Source organism: Frateuria sp. sgz306004 (assembly GCF_057750885.1).
Genome location: NZ_JBYLFE010000006.1, coordinates 88,821 through 104,617 on the forward strand (window position 1 = coordinate 88,821; position 15,797 = coordinate 104,617).

Here is a 15,797-nt window from a genome sequence, read left to right on the forward strand (position 1 = left end):
ATGGAACAGGGACACGCGGTCCCAACGGTACCGAGGGAACCGCTGCCACATGTCCGGGTGTGGGTTCGAATAAAACACAATTGGTGCGTCGCGTCAAAGCAATCTATACGTCCAAATGAAAGTTTCACCTGGAAGCAATTTTTGTCCGCAAGACAAAACGGCTCGATCGAACATGCGACCACGCACGCCTCATCGCAGCGACCACAAGCGCATGGAGAACCACCGCCGCCACGTCGCCGTGCATACCAGTGATCTCACTGCACACGTGACCGCGATCATGTCGGCCAGCCGAACGGGCAGCCCAGGCCGGCTCGCGTGCTGTCACCCGGGTCTGTGATAATCGGCCGATGCCCATACCAGTCCGTCGTGTCCGCCCCCTTGTCTGCGCCGTTACCGGCGCTCTCGTGTTCAGCCTTGCCGCCCTGCCCGCCTGGGCGCTGCAGGACAACAAGACCCGCGCCGAGCAGGCCGAGGCCCAAAAGAAACTCTCCGACGTACGCAGCAAGATGGACGCGCTGGCCAAGGAGCAGGCCGAAACCGCCGCCAAGCGCGACAGCGCCACCGCCGAACTGGCCAAGCAGGCCAACGCCGTGGCCGCGGCCGCCAAGGCCGTGCGCGAGGCCGACGCCCAACTGGCCGCCAAACAGAAAGACCTGGAACAGCTCCAGCAAGAGCGCGCCGAACTGCAGAAGAACCTGGAAGGCCAGCGCGCCGCCATTGCCGAACTGCTGCGCGCCACCTATGCCCTTGGGCGTGGCTCGGACCTGCGCCTGCTCATGGGCGACGACGACGTTGCCCGCATTGCCCAGGCCCTGGCCTACTCCAAGTATTTTCAGGAAGACCGCGTGCAGCGGGTGCAAAAGCTCATGTCCGACCTGGCCCGCCTGCAAGACCTGGAAACCCAGATCACCGCCCAGCAGCAAGCCCTGCAAGCCAGTCGCGCCCAACGCGAGACCCAGACCAAGGCGCTGGAGCAGCAACGCGCCAGCCAAGCCAGGCTGGTGGCCGACACCGACGCCCAATACAAGGACCAGGGCGCCAAACTGGCCGCCCTCAAGCAGAACGAAGCCTCGCTCAACTCGCTGGTGGACAAGCTGCAAAAAGCCATCGACGAGGCCGCCCGCGAAGCCGAGCGCGCTGCCAAAGCCAATGCCGCCAACAACGCCGGCCCGCCGCCGGGCAAGGGCCTGGCCAACATTCGCGGCAACTTGCCCTGGCCGGCCAACGGCGTGGTCAACAGCTACGGCAATGGCGTGCTCATCAAGGCCGCCGGCGGTAGCGAAGTGCGCGCCGTGGCAGCCGGCCGGGTGGTGTATGCGGCCTTCCTGCGCGGCTACGGCATGCTGGTGATCGTGAGCCACGGCAACGGCTGGATGAGCATGTACGGCAACAACGAAAGCCTGCTGCGCGGCGTGGGCGACCAAGTCGCCTCCGGCGAAGCCGTGGGCACCGCCAGCGCCCCCACCGGCGTCAACACCGGCGTGTACTTTGAGCTGCGCCAGAACAACAAACCGGTAGACCCGCGCAGTTGGCTCGGCAAACTCCGTTGACGCCGCCTGCGCGGCGTCGCAGGCTAACCTACGTGCCATGGCATTGAATTTCGGCAAGAACCGGTGGTCTAAGTAACCTCCGCTGCCCTCCCCCTTCGCTTTACCGGAGTCCCCCATCCATGCGGCTTTCCACCTTGAGCCTGGCCGTCCTGCTGCTGGCGGCCCCGCTGGCACAGGCCCAAACCGCCCCTGCCGCCACCAGCGGCAAACCCGCCACGGCCAACGCCCCGGCCCCGGCCAGCACCACGCCGGATCGACTAGACCTGGACGACATCCGCAACTTCAGCCGCGTCTACGAGATCGTGCGGCAGGCCTATGTGGAGCCGGTGGACAACAAAACCCTGATGAAGGCCGCCATCAGCGGCATGCTCAGCGGCCTCGACCCGCACAGCGAATACCTGGACAAAGACGGCCTGGCCGAGCTCAACGAAGACACCACCGGCCAGTACGGCGGCCTGGGCATTGAAGTGCTGCAGGTAGATGGCACCCTGCGCATCGTCGCCCCCATCGACGACACCCCCGCCTCACGCGCCGGCATCAAGCCGGGCGACACCATCATCAAGGTGAACGGCAAGCTGGTGGATTCGGAAAACATCGACGAGATGTTCAAGGAACTGCGCGGCGACCCAGGCAGCAAAATCACCCTGACCATCCTGCACGAAAAGAGCGACAAGCCCATCGACATGCCGCTGGTGCGCGAGCGCATCTCCGTCACCAGCGTGAAAACGCGCGAGTTGGAACCTGGCTATGCCTATGTGCGCGTGAGCCAATTCCAAGATGACACCGCCGCCGACCTGGAAAAGAAACTCGGCGACCTCATTCGCAAGAACGGCCCGCAAAAAGGCGCCATTCTCGACCTGCGCTCCAACCCGGGCGGCCTGCTCACCGCCGCCGTGGGCGTGAGCGACGATTTCCTCGACGCCGGCACCATCGTCACCACGCGCGGCCGCCTGCCCGATGCCAACCTCAGCTTCGAGGCACACCCCGGCGACCTGCTCAACGGCGCGCCCATGGTGGTACTGGTAGATAACGGCACCGCCTCCGCTGCGGAGATCGTCTCCGGCGCCCTCAAGGACAACCACCGCGCCCTCATCATCGGCCGCCGCACCTTTGGCAAGGGCGTGGTGCAAACCGTGCTGCCGCTGGACAACGACCACGCGGTAAAGATCACCACCGCGCGTTACTACACGCCCAACGGCACCTCCATCCAGGCCGAAGGCATCAAGCCCGACATCGCCCTGGCCGACCTGGCCGTGAACAAAGCCGACAGCGCACCCGTGCTGGTGAATTCAGAGGCCGACCTGCCCAACCACCTTGCCAACGAAGACAGCAAGGCCGGCAAAGACATCGACAACGACGGCAGCGCCGAAAACGCCAAGCTCGCCACGCAGGATTACGCCCTGTCGCAAGCGCTCAACGTGCTTAAGGGCCTGGCCCTGAATCGCCCAGCAGCCGCTTCGGCCGCACCGCCCAGCAAGCACTGATTGTCGTTATCCATAAAGACAAACGCCCCGCCGTGGCAACACGGCGGGGCGTTTGTTTTTCTACCTTGGGGTGCGCTCTACATCGATGGCTGCCTCCGTAAAAGTGGAGATCTGCATGACCAGCCCTTCGGATGCTTAAAGGCACCGCCAGCCTGCGCTGGCATGACGAGCGATAGGTCGCCCCAACCAAACGCGCACCTGGGCTGCGCTGCTTTAGATCGTCATCCCAGCGAACGCAGGAGGCATCCTTGAATACCCGAAGAGCGGGTCACCCGGTGCTTTAAGGTTCAGCGACTCACACGCACTAGATCCCAGCGTTCGCTGGGATGACGGGCGATGGGGGGCCCCACCAAACGCGCACCAAGGAGGCTCTGCTTTAGATCGTCATCCCAACGAAAGCAGCAGGCATCCTTGAGTACCCGAAGGGCGGGTCACTCAGTGCTTTCAGGTTCAACGTTTCACACGCACTGGATCCCAGCGTTCGCTGGGATGACGGGCGATGGGTCGCCCCACAAAACGTGCACTAAGGCCGCGCTGCTTTTGATCGTCATTCCAGCGAATGCTGGAGGTGCTTTACAACAGCCGAAGGCTGGTCATCCAGCGCCTTCACGCAACAACACACTCAGACACCGGCTGAGCAGCCCCCCGCATGGGAGTGCCATCCCAACGGCCGCGCCCACCTTCCAGGGGCGCGGCCACACACACTCACGCCTGCGAAGGCATACCGTTCGGGTCCATCCACATCACCTCCCAGATGTGGCCATCCGGGTCTTCAAAGCTGCGGCCGAACATAAAACCGTAATCCTGCACCGGCGTGGGGTCTGCCTTGCCACCGGCGGCGCTGGCCTTATCGACCATACTCGACACCGCCTCGCGGCCCTCCGCCGACAGGCACAGCAACACTTGTGCATCTGTGTGCGCGTCCACGATGCGCTTGCTGGTGAACTGGCGCCACTTATCGTGCGTCAGCAACATCGCGTAGATCGACTCGGAAAACACCATGCACGCCGCCGTGTCATCGGTGAACGCTGGGTTGTTCACCGCACCCACCGCCTCATAGAACGCCTTGGAGCGCTTAAGGTCAGTCACCGGCAGGTTCACGAAAATCATCTTGCTCATGTTCATTCCTTGAAATGCACGCCGCGACGGAATTGCCCCGGCGTGTTACCGACGAATGAGGGGCGGGGAAATCGACAAGCCAGGAGAAGCATCGGGCAAAAGGTTTGCCTCAACGACCAACCGACCGCGCCCCCTCTCCGCTCAAGAAAAGCCCGCAATACCTCCACCGCAAGGAGTAGCACGCCTGCCAGCCACCCATGGTAACCATGGAACTTGACGGCTTACTGACGCCACCTAGCGCGCCGTGCCCACCCGCAGCGCACCGCATGCCGCGCCATGCCATCGATGGCACGCAACAACACGCGGCAAGCACGCTAGGCGCCCCCAATGAAATGCGGGTGGACACGCTTAACCCTCGGCGTCGAACAGCTTATTTCCCCAAATCGTCATGCCAGCGAAAGCGGACGGTGTTCTACTAATAGCTGCGCCATGCATTAGCGATGATGCCGCCCGCAACGCACCGAGGCCCCTCACCCCCTTCCGGCTATTCGCTTCCCCGGGCCTTACGTGTGCCTAGGGTATGGATCAGCCATGCCTGGATGCCCCCATCACCGCTACCATGCACACCGGCTCGGTGATACGCCCGGCACGACGCCCGGCCCCAGCCTTCTTCGTTATCGACTGAAAAGGAGTTCCAGCATGAAACGCTTGCCCATCGTCCTGCTTGCTGCACTAAGCGCAAGCCCCTTGCTCCATGCGCAAGAGGCGCCGATGGACGCCACGCACTTAGGGCTGCGTGTTTTCGTCGTCAACGCCTTCACCGGCGTGCAAAAGGCCGACGAAATGCCGGCGTACCCCAAGGGCACGCTGACCAAGGCCGATTTATACAGCGCTGTAGCTGCGGGTATCCGCGTACGCGGCAAGGGCTGCACGCAAGTGACGGTAGCTCGCGCGGTGGACACCAACGGCGAAAAGATCGAGGTGACATGTGCCGACGGCGGTAGCTATGTCGTGCAGCCGCTAAACGGTGAGGTCAAAAGCAAATGACCAAGCACGCCAAAATCCCCTTGCGCCTCACCGCAATGAGCATGGCAACGGTGTTGATGCTGGCAGCGGGAAGCACACGCGCCCAAGCTGCCGAACAACTGCCAACCGCCCTGCTTGGCGAGTTGATGGGCTTTGTGCAGAACGCCTACTTCAACGCCAACCGCATCGCTGACATGCCTAAGTTCCCAACGGATCGCGCTGCCACCCAGCCTGAAGTGCTCAAGGCCGTAGCCAGCGCACTGCAAGTGCGTCAGCGCGCCTGCACTTCGGTTGTTAACGTGGGCTACGCTGACGACACAGGCAACATGCTCACCATCCACTGCGTCGACGGAAACTACGTAGTTGACGCCAAGCGCGGCAAGATCACGCCTTGAGCGGTACGTGCGGTGGCCGACGCTAAGGAAGGTCTGATTAAGCGACATTTTGCTCGTCATTCCTGCGAACCCCCAAAAGGGGGCGAGAGCAGGAGGGGCCTTTCAACAGCCAAAGGCTGGTCATCCAGTGCCCCTACCTTCAAGCATTTACAGGCGATGGATCCCAGCTATCGCTGGGATGACGATCAAAATCAGAGCATCCCTAAGTCTTCGGCCGCCGCCGTAGCCAGTAACCTCGATGCATGAAGTGGATGGCGCAAACCGCGAAAACGACTGCTCCAGTGTAGGCAGACGCGCCATCATCGGCAGCGTGAAGGGGGCGGAATAGTCTTCCGATCCAGCGCCATCGTTTTCGTGGTGCGTTCACATCCGTCTTCTCGCACAAATTCAGCCGAAGCCAAATCATTCAACGCCGTTACTGATGACCGCCCCTCGAAACCAAACGGCAGCTCGACGAAAGCAACCATTGCACCGCCCCCGCGCTTACACTCCATCACATATCAGCCCCATCCAACTCAAAACGCGCCTCCAACACCATCCAGTACAAGGCCGTTGTGTTGAACGCGCGCGCAAACATCTTCGCTAGGTCGAGTGTCATCGGCTTGCCGTTCATCATCCAATCCTTTAACTGCGCGCTGGTGATGCCGATGCGCCGCGCCGTCTGCGCAAAGGTGAGGTCATCCGGCAGCATGTAATCGTGCAGCAGCACCTGCGCGGGTGAGCGCACGGCCAGCACACGGCTGACGTACATGCGCGGCGAAAGGGGAATCCGACTCATCACTGTCCTTAGTTGATGTGCGCGCACGCTCAAACACGCCAGCGCGAGCGCAGCGATAGATGTAGGCAATTGCCCGGTTTGGTCGTAAGCAATCGCCAAGGTGCGGCACACCGGCAACACGCCCGGTGCGCCGCGAGGGCGATCAACGGACGGGTCAGGTGCTGGCGGCGGGTTTTTGGCCCAACAAGCGCGCGTAGGTGTGCAGGTAATGCACGGCTGTCGATAACCCCGCGGATTCCAACGGGGTTAGGGCTAGCTGGCGTAATGGGCGGGAACCTCGGCGCGGCGGGGCGAGGAAAGCCTCCTCGCTATCCATCAGCAGACCCAACAAGGCGTCTGCGGAGCGGGCAATACCGATCAGCGTTAACAACCGCTGCTCTGCGTCCCCAACCTCAGCTGGGGGAGCCAGCGTGTCGGCGGAGGTCGCGTGCGTAGCCTCTGGTGGGAAAGACGGGCGTGCGCGTGCCGTATGATCGTGGGTAGCCATGATCAACTCCAGATAGTTGGTGATGGTTAGCGGGTCGTGCGAGGTGCAACTCCCACGGCCCGCGCCTCATGACCCGAAGGTCACGGTTGCGCGCCAAGCGGATTCAGACACTCCACGCGCAACGAGACGAAAAGTAACAGAGGCGCGCCGAACGCCTTGTCAGCCGAATACCCGCCGAACCATGCGGCCCCAGCGCGCAGGCACGGCGGCCTCCGCTGTCAGGCAGCCAAGGGAAAGCCCCCCAAGCGCATCGCGCCAGCGAGCGCGCAAAGCCCCGGGCGCCAACGCCCCAGCCCGGTAACGGGTGCCTAAGGAAGGCCTGATCAAGCGACACTATGCTCGTCATTCCTGCGAACCCCCAAAGGGGCAAGCGCCGGGAGGGCGAGCAATAGCTGAGCAACCCCAAGCCTTACCCGGCCCCAAGCAAAGCCGCCGAGCCTGCCACCCATGGACGTCCCCAGCCTTCCCCTTGCATGCTGGGCGCCACCCCACATGGCCTGCGACACCGTTTGAAGCACGGGTCGAAATTGACCCCGCCCATTCGACGCAAAGGTAAGGGCCGTCAAACCCATCGCCCGACCCGAACGACCCGACTCACCTTTCAAGCGAACCCGCGCAAGGAGAAAGCGATGCGAAAGTTGATCCTCAGCATGTCCATGTCGCTCGATGGCTTGGTTAGCGGCCCCAACGGCGACAACCGCTGGGTGTTCAGCGGCGACCAAGAGGCCATCGCATGGAAGCTGGAAAACATGTGGAACGCCAGCCTCATCATCATGGGCAGCCGCTCCTTTCAAGACATGTCCACCTACTGGCCCACCGCCACCATGGTATTCGCGCCACCCATGAACCAGATACCCAAGGCCGTGTTCTCCAAACAAGGCCGCGCCGCGCTGGCGCCCGCCGCCCAAGCCATCGCCAACGCACGCGCACAAACCGGCAACGCACAGGGCGCACAACTTCAACCCGGCGCTGAAAGCTGGGAACAAGCCTACGTAGCCAGCGGCGACCTCGCCGACGAAATCGCCCAACTCAAAGCCCAAGACGGCAAACCCATCATCGCCATCGGCGGCGCCGCCTTCGCCCGCAGCCTCATCGCCCACAACCTGGTCGACGAATACATGCTCATGGTCTACCCCATCCTGCTAGGCAACGGCGAACCCATCTTCTCCACCCTACCCACACCACGCCCGCTAAAACTCGTTAGCTCAAAAACCTTTCCGCTGGGTTCGATGGCGCAGAGCTATGTGCCGGGGTGAGTATGTGCGGTGATTGAGCGCAAGTGAGCGTTGAGCGCGTGCGTGGCCGGACACGCTTGGTGGACGCTGGCTTGGGAGGCAAGAACGGGATCAGGTTCTCCTTTGTGCGGCAAAAGTGAACTTGACCCCGATTCTGTCGCAACTTCTACCAGTCAAAACAAGGAACCATGCTTCGGCTAAAGCCCAAGCCAATGAGTGCTTTTCTCGCTCATCCGATGAGCAAGCGCGGTGTAGCGCGCTCAGACGCCTCTTTTGAATCCGCCGCAGAACGCGGGCCTCAGAGAGGCGTCGCACCGCCCCTGACTTCCACACTCTGAACGAAGTGACGACTCCCAGAGAGCATGTATGTCACCGCCAGTTTCCGGCCATCGCTGAAGGTGAGAATGGCCTGCTGCCCCTTCTCTTGGAGAGAGACGAGCTTATCTAGCGAGTATTCGCTCGTACCGAAGGGCCACCTCGAGACCTTGATGGCCTTTGGCGTCAACAACGCCAAATAGCTAGCAAAATAGCCCGCACAAACGAACGCGAATACCCCGACGCCAATGGGGTCATAGCACAAGATGGCCAGGTTGCCGGAATATCTATGGTTGCGCGGATCAAACCACTCGTAAATGCCAATCCCGACGAGGATGAGCCCGAAGGCCAACATAAGGAAGTGCGCTGTCGCATACCGCATACAGGGATAGCCCGCAGCACTGACCTCCTTGAGCTTCCCCTTCATGCTGAATGTGAGCAGCAGGCTCATCAAGGCCGATCCGATGGCACTAACCACCGCCGTGTACAACACATACATCTCCATTGATGCGCAACAGGACCTGCGGGATTAGGTCACCAGCGCCCAAAGGGTAAGCGAAAACTTGGCCTATAGCGTCTCCACGCTTGGGCACCTTCTCACATCTCGCCCCTGAGACGGGCTGCTATGAACAAACGGGGCCAGGTTCACTTGGCACCAAGCGCAAGCATCAAACATCGCCAAGTGAGCTTCTTCCTTTTGACTATTGAGCAGATGGCTTGGCGTTGTTCGGTGCCAGGCGATACTGACCATCGTCAAACATCACGGGAATATAGGCATAGCGAATCGCGTCCCCATCCGTCGACGGAGCGGGCCCAACACGATAGCCCTTTAATGTACTGCGAAGCTTGTTGCCCAATCTGACATCCGGTGTGGCATCCAACAAGAAGACATCTTTCAACGTGCCATCTTGCCCAAATGTCACTAGATAGTCTGCAAAGCCTGCAGGCAAGATTTCCGATGCCGAAAGTGTGATGCTCGAGTTCTCGGGAATATCGATGGGAGCCATGCCGGGAGAATAGGTCTGATTGCTTGACGCGCCCGATCTCACTGGACTGTCATAAGCGGCAATAAAGTCGTTGACATGGTCGACTACGTCTTGAAGTTGCGCCTTCTTGATGCCCTGAGAGGTGCGACCCACGAGTTCAGCCAAATAGCCTTCCGAAGGGCGGATTTTCTTTGGCAGTAGCTCGGCGTAGTGACCAAAGATTTGCGCCCACGTCATGGCCTCCATCGAATTCTTCGATGCAACCTCAAGCTCGGCCATCTTGGCCATGGCCAAAATCGCGCCATGCGCGGCGGCATTGCTCAGGTAGAGGCGTGCCTTGGTCAAGTCTCGAGCAACTGGAGAGCTCGGGAGCGCATTACCAATACGATAGAGTGACCCGGTGACATAGAGCGCCCAAGCATTGCCCGCCCGAGCTTGTGCTTCCAGGTCGGAAAATATGGCTTGGCGCTCCTGAAGCGGGGTGCTCGGATCTAGAAGCCTACCGTAAGGCACCTGGGTCGGCCGATTACGCTCGACCGATACGAGTTCGGCTCGACTCTGCACAGTGGCAGGGGGCGTCTCGGCTGCCGCCTGGGTGGACTTCGCCGCAGCACCCTTGCCATTGCGCACTTCGGAAGCAAGCGCCGCGATATCAGCTTCACTCAACGAATTTAGCTCCAGGTATGCGGCGTCGGTAACCTGCTTATCGCCCTGACCTTCACCATGAAGCGCATATCCATCATCGTCAGCGACAAACGTGAAGCTGAAACGGACTGCCTTATTCTCTGGCGCTGATGCGATACGAACTGACTTGCCATCTTCGCAGCCATACACCAACCACGACGTTTTCCCGTACTTCTTCGCCACCGGTCCGTCTGCGCACTTTATTTTCGGCGAAGGCGTAGACGCCCGTGTCGTCACAGGCAACAACGATACGGCCAACAATAAAAGAAGCGTACGCCCCAGCGTGATTGCGCTCATAAATTTCCCTGTAATGCGGTCGCCAAAGATAGAGCCTGCATTTCGGCTTCATCTTACTCGTCGATCTGATCAGACAGTAATCGTCGTTTGGTCGGCGGAAGCCATCACAGCAGCAAGGGGAAGGCCCGCCATCTCAATCCAGCTCTTCTTCTTTCGCACTTAGTGATGCTCTGATCTTTATGGTCATCCCAGCGATAGCTGGGATCCAGTGTCTGTAAATCTTTGAGCGTAAATACCCTGGATTCCTGCTTCCGCAGGAATGACGAACAAAAAGTCGATTAATCAGATCTTCCCTAGGGGTCGCACCTAAGTTCGAACATCGTCGCATCCTAATGGTAAGAGCACGCATTGTCGCCATCTAACTCCACGCCAGCTCTCAAGCTATCAGGGCTCAGCGACGGCCGCATTGAAACTCGCAGATCGGTGGCCGTGTTCACCGGAGGATCAGCGCGAGTAGGTTTGCCCGTGCCGAAGATCTTGTGAACCAAGGTGCGGCGACGTTGCAGAAGAATATGCCCCCCTTGGACGGGTTCCTCGGAGCCTTCCCCCTTGCGTGTCACTGATACGCATGAGTCGCGTGCGGACGCACTTCTCGGACAGATTCGCCGATCCAAGGTTCTCCATGCCCACCACGCGCGACGACGCCCTGCACCGAAAGCTCCGATACCAGCCAGCCAGGAAAATCCTCACCAAAGCAGCAGTCGTTGATGAAGTCCGTACCGACGATGGATAGGTTGAACCGATTTGTCCTGCAGGTGATGTGGACGATCATCAAGTCCCTTTCGTGGAAACCGATTGATTTGCTTGGAGCTAAGGATGCTCTGATGTTGATCCTCATCCCCAGCGATCAACACCCTGCAACAACTTCTTCGCCAACCGCGGCTGACGTAGCTGTTCCAACCACCAATCCAGTGCGCGGCCGTGATGATCTCCACGCCAGCCGACGAAGAGTCGATTGGGATCGCGGGGGGAGGCCATGCGTTTTTCGATCAACTCGCCACGCTTGAGCAGCGATTGCACGCGCTGGCGTGGGAGCCAACCCACGCCCAGGCCTTCGCGCTGGGCGAGGATTTTGGCATGCATGGTCGGCACGGCCAGGGTCGGCTGGCCGCCGAGGATGCCGAAGCTTCGGCTATCCAGGCCGCGTGCGGTGTCGGCTACTACCACGGCGCGATAAGGCAGCAGTTGCTCCTGCTCTAGCGGGCCTGCCAGCTTGGCCAGCGAGTGGCGAGGCGCTACGGCGAATACCCATTCCATAACGCCAAGCTCCTCCCAACGGAGGTTGGGAATGGAGGGCGGCGCATTGGTGGCGCCCACCACCAGGTCGGCGCGGCCGTCGCGCAGGGCTTCCCAGGTGCCGTTGAGCACTTCGTGGGTAAGGCGCAGCAGCACCTCTGAGCGCAATGCGTCGAAGGCGCGGATCACCGGAAGCAGGGTTTCAAATTCCAGGAGTTCGTCGGTGACGATCCACAGGCGATCTTCCCAGCCGCCGGCCACCTGTTTGACTCGCCGCGTGAGGCGCGACACGTCCTGCGCCAGCCGCGCCGACTCCTGCGCGAGCAGCAAGCCGGCGGGAGTGAGTTGCATGCGGTAGCGGCGGCGGTCGAACAGAAGGGCGTCAAAACGCCCCTCCAGTTGGCGCGCGGCGTGCGAGACGGTGGAGGGTGCCTTGCCCAGCAGCATGGCGGCGCGCGAGAGGCTGCCACTGCTGTGGATGGCTTGAAGCAGGGCCAGTTCGTCGTCTGACAACATGTTCGATACCTTCGAACGAGTGCATCGACGCCATGGTACGGCAAAGCCCTTGGTGGCGCGCAGCATAGCCGGCGTTCCCTCTTCCAACCCTTTCGGAGAACGCACATGACTCGCTTTGCAGACAAGACCGTACTCGTTACCGGCGGCAGCAGCGGCATCGGCCTGGCCGCTGCCAAGGCTTACGCTGCCGAAGGCGCCCGCGTGGTGATTACCGGCCGCGATGCCGCCGCGCTGGCACAAGCCGCTGCCGCCATTGGCCCGAATGCCGTTGCTGTCACTAACGATGCCGGCTCGCTGCCCGCCGCCAAGGCGCTCGCGAACGAGCTGTCGCAGCGAGGGCTGCGTCTGGACGCGGTGTTCGTCAACGCCGGTATCGCCAAGTTCGCTTCGCTGGAGAAGGCCGACGAAGCGCTGTGGAACCAGATTTTCGATATCAACGTGAAGGGCCCGTACTTCCAGTTGCAGGCCTTGCTGCCGCTACTGAACAACGGCGCCGCCGTGGTGATCAATGGCTCGATCAATGCGCATATCGGCATGCCTGATACCTCGATCTACGCGGCCAGCAAGGCGGCGCTGGTGAGCCTGGCCCGCACGCTGTCGGCCGAGCTGCTGCCGCGTGGCGTGCGTGTGAACGTGGTGAGCCCGGGCCCGGTGAGTACGCCGATCTACGGCAAGCTGGGTGTGGATGCCGCCGCGCTGGATACAGTGGCTGCACAGATTCAGGCGCAAATTCCGTTGGGTCGCTTTGGCACGCCGGAGGAGATCGCCGCCACGGTGCTGCACCTGACAGCGCGCGAGTCGGCCTTTTTGGTGGGCACCGAAGTGGTGGTGGATGGCGGCATGAGCCAGTTGTAAGCGAACGGTGGAGCGCCCTAGCCATGGTGCGCTCCGTGTTGCCCCCAATCCCTGTTCCTGATCTTTACCCGGAGCACCGTCATGAGCCAACGAATTGATTTCTACAAAGCCAACCCTGCCGCCATCAAGGCGATGATGAGCATGGAGCAGCGTGTCGCGCAGAGCACGCTGGAAAAGCCCTTGATTGAACTGGTGCGTTTGCGTGCCTCGCAGATCAACGGCTGCGCCTATTGCATGGATATGCACTCGGCCGATGCGCGCAAGGCCGGTGAGGATGCGCGCCGCCTGGCAACGCTTTCCGCTTGGCGCGAAACGTCGTTTTTCAACGAGCGAGAGTGCGCGGCGCTGGCGTGGACCGAGGCGCTCACGTTGGTAAGCGAAACGCATGTGCCTGATGACGTATGGGATGCGGTGCGCCCGCATTTCTCCGATGAGGAGCTGGCCGACCTTACGCTGCTGGTGGTGGCCATCAATGGTTGGAACCGTTTTGCCATTGCGTTTCGCAAACAGCCGGTGTGAGTGACAGGAGCAACACTGTTATGCATGAGCAAATTTTTTCGGCTGCCGCCCGGCCTCGCACGTTTCTGGTTACCGGCGCCAGCCGTGGCATTGGCCGCGCCCTGTCGCAGCAACTGGCCGATGCCGGCCACCATGTGGTGGGCATTGCGCGCAACGCCGACGTGCATTTTCCGGGCACGTTGGTCAACCTGGATCTGGACGACAGCCAGGCCACGGCCGAACGCATGGCGCGGCTCGCCGATACGTATGCGTTCGATGGCGTGGTGAACAACATGGGGATGGTGCGCCTGCATCGTGTGGGCGATATCGACCTGAGCGATGTGGACGCCATGCTGCGCGTCAACCTGCACCCGGCGATTCACACCGTGCAGGCGTTGCTGCCTGGCATGCGCGAGCGCGGCTGGGGCCGTGTGGTGAACGTGTCGAGCCTTACGGTGCTGGGCGTGGCCGAGCGCAGCGGCTATGCCGCGGCCAAGGCTGCGCTCAACAGCCTTACGCGCACGTGGGCATTGGAGTTGGCGCCCACCGGCATCACGGTGAACGCGGTGGCACCCGGTCCCACCGAAACCGAGTTGTTCCGCGCCAATACGCCGGTGGGTGGCGAGCGCGAGAATCAGTTTCTCTCGCTCATTCCCATGCGACGCCTGGGGCAACCGAGCGAGATCGCCGCGGCCATCGCGTTTCTGCTCTCCGATGGGGCGGCTTATGTCACTGGGCAAACGCTGTTTGTGGACGGCGGCGGTTCGATCGGGCGGCGGCTCGATTGAGCCGCGCCGTCAAAAGGTAATTTCCGGCGCCAAGCCTTTCAGGTGCGCCGCCAGCGGGTCGGCCTCGGTCATCAACTCGAAGCCGTCGTACTCGAACCCCGGCGCGACCAGGCAAGTGGCGAGGGTATAGGCACCCAACGCGCGCGCCGCTTGCCAGGCGCCTGCCGGTACCACTACCAGCGGCGCGGTGTCGTGCGTGAGGGGGCCAAGGCGGCGGCGATCCAGCCGGTTGCTGTCGGGGTCGTAGATCAACAGCTCCAGCGGGTCGCCCTCGACGAAGTGCCAGGCTTCCTCGGCATCCACGCGGTGCCAGCTGGAGCTGACGCCACCTTCCAGCAAGTAGTGGATGGCGCTGAGCGGGGGACGTTGGCGATGACCACCCGCGCTGGGAGCCGGGTGGAAACGATGGTAGTGACCACCTTCCACATGCGGCTGCAGTTGCAGCAGCGTTTTCAGTTCATCGATACGGGCGGCCGCGCCGCTCATGCCTGCCCTGCCGACGCGGGCTTGATCAGCCAGCGCACGGCCAGCACGCCCAGTTCGTAGAGCAGGCACATGGGAATGGCCAGCATGATCATGGAGGTGATGTCGGGCGGCGTAATGAAGGCGGCAATGGCAAAGGCGCCGACGATGGCGTAGCGGCGACCATTGCGCAGCTGCTCCAGGCTTACCGCACCAATGGCCGCGAGAATCACCACCGCCACCGGCACCTCGAAGCACAGGCCGAAGGCAAAGAACATCAGCATCACGAAATCGAGGTAATGCGTGATGTCGGTCATCATTTCCACGCCCTGCGGCGTCACCGCCGTGAGGAAGCGGAACGCGGCCGGCAGCACCAGGAAATACGCAAAGGCGCAGCCGGTGTAGAACAACAGCAGGGCCGCCGCCAGCAGCGGGCGCGCGAGGCGCTTTTCATGGCGATACAGGCCGGGGCTCACAAAAGCCCACAACTGGTACACCACCACCGGCATGGCGATGAACAAGGCTGCGTAGAAGGCGAGCTTGAGCGGGGTGACGAAGGGGCTGGCCACCTCGGTCGCGATGAGATGCGCGCCTTGCGGCAGGCGCGACACCAGCGGCGCGGCTAGCTCGGTATACAGGCGGTTGGCGAAAGGAATGAGCGCCAGCAGCACCAGCAGCACCGCGCTCACCGCCTTGAGCAGGCGCGAGCGCAGTTCGATCAGGTGCGAGAAGAGGCTTTGTTCCAGGCCTTCCGCATCGGGGCCTTCCAGTTCAGGCGCCGCCATGCGGGGGTTCCTTGGCCGTGGTGGGTTCTGCCGCATCGGCGGTCGCGGCGGCCGGCTCTGTTACCGGCGCGGGCTCGGCGGCAGGCGCCGGGGCGTTACCGTTCGGGCGCATTTTGCGCAGGGTTTCGTCCAGATCGGCCTGCGCCGCCTGGGCGCGTGCGGCGGCCTCCTGTGCCTGGCGGCGGATTTCTTCCACCTGCAGTTCGCGCTCCACCTCGGCGCGCACGCTATCCCAGCCGGTGCGCACGCGGCGCAGCAGCGCACCGGCGGTGCGCGCTGCGTGCGGGAGCTTCTCGGGGCCGAGCACGATCAACGCGATCAGCGCGAGCAACACCAGCTTGCCGAAGCTGATCTCGATCAT

Annotated in this window: 18 protein-coding genes; 8 read left to right on the forward strand and 10 right to left on the reverse strand. The window is 62.0% G+C overall.

All coding sequences use genetic code 11. The annotated features are described in order from the left end of the window. Positions 1–347 precede the first annotated feature (347 nt). Complete coding sequence (locus tag AC3G2C_RS14115; RefSeq protein WP_488385260.1) at positions 348–1,550, forward strand: murein hydrolase activator EnvC family protein; 1,203 nt, start codon at positions 348–350, stop codon at positions 1,548–1,550. 119 nt (positions 1,551–1,669) lie between these two features. Then, the gene (locus AC3G2C_RS14120; RefSeq protein WP_488385261.1) at positions 1,670–3,034 is read left to right on the forward strand and encodes a S41 family peptidase; all 1,365 of its coding nucleotides are present in this window, start codon (positions 1,670–1,672) and stop codon (positions 3,032–3,034) included. Positions 3,035–3,739: 705 nt separating this feature from the next. On the opposite strand, the gene AC3G2C_RS14125 is transcribed toward AC3G2C_RS14120, so the two are convergent. Continuing rightward, positions 3,740–4,153 carry a VOC family protein gene (locus AC3G2C_RS14125; RefSeq protein WP_488385262.1) on the reverse strand — a complete coding sequence of 138 codons (414 nt, stop codon included), beginning with the start codon at positions 4,151–4,153 and terminating at the stop codon, positions 3,740–3,742. Positions 4,154–4,792: 639 nt separating this feature from the next. Here AC3G2C_RS14125 and AC3G2C_RS14130 point away from each other — a divergent pair. Beyond that, the gene (locus AC3G2C_RS14130; RefSeq protein WP_488385263.1) at positions 4,793–5,140 is read left to right on the forward strand and encodes a hypothetical protein; all 348 of its coding nucleotides are present in this window, start codon (positions 4,793–4,795) and stop codon (positions 5,138–5,140) included. Further along, positions 5,137–5,514: a hypothetical protein gene (locus tag AC3G2C_RS14135; RefSeq protein WP_488385264.1), complete on the forward strand. Its 378-nt coding sequence runs from the start codon at positions 5,137–5,139 to the stop codon at positions 5,512–5,514. The genes AC3G2C_RS14130 and AC3G2C_RS14135 overlap by 4 nt, the downstream gene beginning before the upstream one ends. Before the next feature lie 493 nt (positions 5,515–6,007). Here AC3G2C_RS14135 and AC3G2C_RS14140 read toward each other — a convergent pair whose 3' ends face one another. Further along, on the reverse strand, positions 6,008–6,292 hold the full coding sequence (locus tag AC3G2C_RS14140) for a helix-turn-helix transcriptional regulator (protein WP_488383234.1): 285 nt from the start codon (positions 6,290–6,292) through the stop codon (positions 6,008–6,010). 154 nt (positions 6,293–6,446) lie between these two features. Further along, complete coding sequence (locus AC3G2C_RS14145) at positions 6,447–6,779, reverse strand: hypothetical protein (RefSeq protein WP_488385265.1); 333 nt, start codon at positions 6,777–6,779, stop codon at positions 6,447–6,449. 629 nt (positions 6,780–7,408) lie between these two features. Here AC3G2C_RS14145 and AC3G2C_RS14150 point away from each other — a divergent pair. Then, a complete protein-coding gene (locus AC3G2C_RS14150) occupies positions 7,409–8,035 on the forward strand; it encodes a dihydrofolate reductase family protein (RefSeq protein ID WP_488385266.1) in 627 nt (208 codons plus the stop codon). A 277-nt stretch (positions 8,036–8,312) separates the two neighbouring features. Here the strand turns inward: AC3G2C_RS14150 and AC3G2C_RS14155 are convergent, their stop codons facing one another. The 4 genes from AC3G2C_RS14155 to AC3G2C_RS14170 all read right to left on the reverse strand — a co-directional run bounded on the left by AC3G2C_RS14155 (position 8,313) and on the right by AC3G2C_RS14170 (position 12,048). Next, positions 8,313–8,780: a hypothetical protein gene (locus AC3G2C_RS14155; RefSeq protein ID WP_488385267.1), complete on the reverse strand. Its 468-nt coding sequence runs from the start codon at positions 8,778–8,780 to the stop codon at positions 8,313–8,315. 250 nt (positions 8,781–9,030) lie between these two features. Next, positions 9,031–10,296, reverse strand: a complete 1,266-nt coding sequence (locus tag AC3G2C_RS14160; protein ID WP_488385268.1) for a hypothetical protein — start codon at positions 10,294–10,296, stop codon at positions 9,031–9,033. 556 nt (positions 10,297–10,852) lie between these two features. Continuing rightward, complete coding sequence (locus AC3G2C_RS14165) at positions 10,853–11,068, reverse strand: hypothetical protein (protein ID WP_488385269.1); 216 nt, start codon at positions 11,066–11,068, stop codon at positions 10,853–10,855. 62 nt (positions 11,069–11,130) lie between these two features. Next, positions 11,131–12,048, reverse strand: a complete 918-nt coding sequence (locus AC3G2C_RS14170; RefSeq protein WP_488385270.1) for a LysR family transcriptional regulator — start codon at positions 12,046–12,048, stop codon at positions 11,131–11,133. A gap of 105 nt (positions 12,049–12,153) precedes the next feature. Between AC3G2C_RS14170 and AC3G2C_RS14175 the strand changes: the two genes are divergently transcribed. From AC3G2C_RS14175 to AC3G2C_RS14185, 3 genes are all read left to right on the forward strand, one after another. Beyond that, positions 12,154–12,903, forward strand: coding sequence for an SDR family oxidoreductase (locus AC3G2C_RS14175; RefSeq protein ID WP_488385271.1), 750 nt, complete (start codon positions 12,154–12,156; stop codon positions 12,901–12,903). Positions 12,904–12,984: 81 nt separating this feature from the next. Then, positions 12,985–13,422, forward strand: a complete 438-nt coding sequence (locus AC3G2C_RS14180; RefSeq protein WP_488385272.1) for a carboxymuconolactone decarboxylase family protein — start codon at positions 12,985–12,987, stop codon at positions 13,420–13,422. Positions 13,423–13,442: 20 nt separating this feature from the next. Next, entirely contained in the window at positions 13,443–14,189 is a 747-nt protein-coding gene (locus AC3G2C_RS14185; protein ID WP_488385273.1) for an SDR family oxidoreductase, read from the forward strand. 9 nt (positions 14,190–14,198) lie between these two features. On the opposite strand, the gene AC3G2C_RS14190 is transcribed toward AC3G2C_RS14185, so the two are convergent. From AC3G2C_RS14190 to tatB, 3 genes are read right to left on the reverse strand one after another with little or no spacing between them, the layout of a single operon-like run. Further along, a complete protein-coding gene (locus AC3G2C_RS14190; RefSeq protein WP_488385274.1) occupies positions 14,199–14,675 on the reverse strand; it encodes a cupin domain-containing protein in 477 nt (158 codons plus the stop codon). Next, positions 14,672–15,436 carry a twin-arginine translocase subunit TatC gene (tatC, locus tag AC3G2C_RS14195; RefSeq protein WP_488385275.1) on the reverse strand — a complete coding sequence of 255 codons (765 nt, stop codon included), beginning with the start codon at positions 15,434–15,436 and terminating at the stop codon, positions 14,672–14,674. Before tatC ends, AC3G2C_RS14190 begins: the two co-directional genes overlap by 4 nt. Then, on the reverse strand, positions 15,423–15,797 hold the full coding sequence (gene tatB / locus AC3G2C_RS14200; protein ID WP_488385276.1) for a Sec-independent protein translocase protein TatB: 375 nt from the start codon (positions 15,795–15,797) through the stop codon (positions 15,423–15,425). Before tatB ends, tatC begins: the two co-directional genes overlap by 14 nt.

Excerpts from the sequence above, each read along its gene's own strand:
- AC3G2C_RS14115 (WP_488385260.1), top strand. The coding sequence starts at position 348 with ATGCCCATACCAGTCCGTCGTGTCCGCCCCCTTGTCTGCGCCGTTACC.
- AC3G2C_RS14120 (WP_488385261.1), top strand. The coding sequence starts at position 1,670 with ATGCGGCTTTCCACCTTGAGCCTGGCCGTCCTGCTGCTGGCGGCCCCG.
- AC3G2C_RS14125 (WP_488385262.1), bottom strand. The coding sequence starts at position 4,153 with ATGAGCAAGATGATTTTCGTGAACCTGCCGGTGACTGACCTTAAGCGC.
- AC3G2C_RS14130 (WP_488385263.1), top strand. The coding sequence starts at position 4,793 with ATGAAACGCTTGCCCATCGTCCTGCTTGCTGCACTAAGCGCAAGCCCC.
- AC3G2C_RS14135 (WP_488385264.1), top strand. The coding sequence starts at position 5,137 with ATGACCAAGCACGCCAAAATCCCCTTGCGCCTCACCGCAATGAGCATG.
- AC3G2C_RS14140 (WP_488383234.1), bottom strand. The coding sequence starts at position 6,292 with ATGAGTCGGATTCCCCTTTCGCCGCGCATGTACGTCAGCCGTGTGCTG.
- AC3G2C_RS14145 (WP_488385265.1), bottom strand. The coding sequence starts at position 6,779 with ATGGCTACCCACGATCATACGGCACGCGCACGCCCGTCTTTCCCACCA.
- AC3G2C_RS14150 (WP_488385266.1), top strand. The coding sequence starts at position 7,409 with ATGCGAAAGTTGATCCTCAGCATGTCCATGTCGCTCGATGGCTTGGTT.
- AC3G2C_RS14155 (WP_488385267.1), bottom strand. The coding sequence starts at position 8,780 with ATGAGCCTGCTGCTCACATTCAGCATGAAGGGGAAGCTCAAGGAGGTC.
- AC3G2C_RS14160 (WP_488385268.1), bottom strand. The coding sequence starts at position 10,296 with ATGAGCGCAATCACGCTGGGGCGTACGCTTCTTTTATTGTTGGCCGTA.
- AC3G2C_RS14165 (WP_488385269.1), bottom strand. The coding sequence starts at position 11,068 with ATGATCGTCCACATCACCTGCAGGACAAATCGGTTCAACCTATCCATC.
- AC3G2C_RS14170 (WP_488385270.1), bottom strand. The coding sequence starts at position 12,048 with ATGTTGTCAGACGACGAACTGGCCCTGCTTCAAGCCATCCACAGCAGT.
- AC3G2C_RS14175 (WP_488385271.1), top strand. The coding sequence starts at position 12,154 with ATGACTCGCTTTGCAGACAAGACCGTACTCGTTACCGGCGGCAGCAGC.
- AC3G2C_RS14180 (WP_488385272.1), top strand. The coding sequence starts at position 12,985 with ATGAGCCAACGAATTGATTTCTACAAAGCCAACCCTGCCGCCATCAAG.
- AC3G2C_RS14185 (WP_488385273.1), top strand. The coding sequence starts at position 13,443 with ATGCATGAGCAAATTTTTTCGGCTGCCGCCCGGCCTCGCACGTTTCTG.
- AC3G2C_RS14190 (WP_488385274.1), bottom strand. The coding sequence starts at position 14,675 with ATGAGCGGCGCGGCCGCCCGTATCGATGAACTGAAAACGCTGCTGCAA.
- tatC (WP_488385275.1), bottom strand. The coding sequence starts at position 15,436 with ATGGCGGCGCCTGAACTGGAAGGCCCCGATGCGGAAGGCCTGGAACAA.
- tatB (WP_488385276.1), bottom strand. The coding sequence starts at position 15,797 with ATGATCGAGATCAGCTTCGGCAAGCTGGTGTTGCTCGCGCTGATCGCG.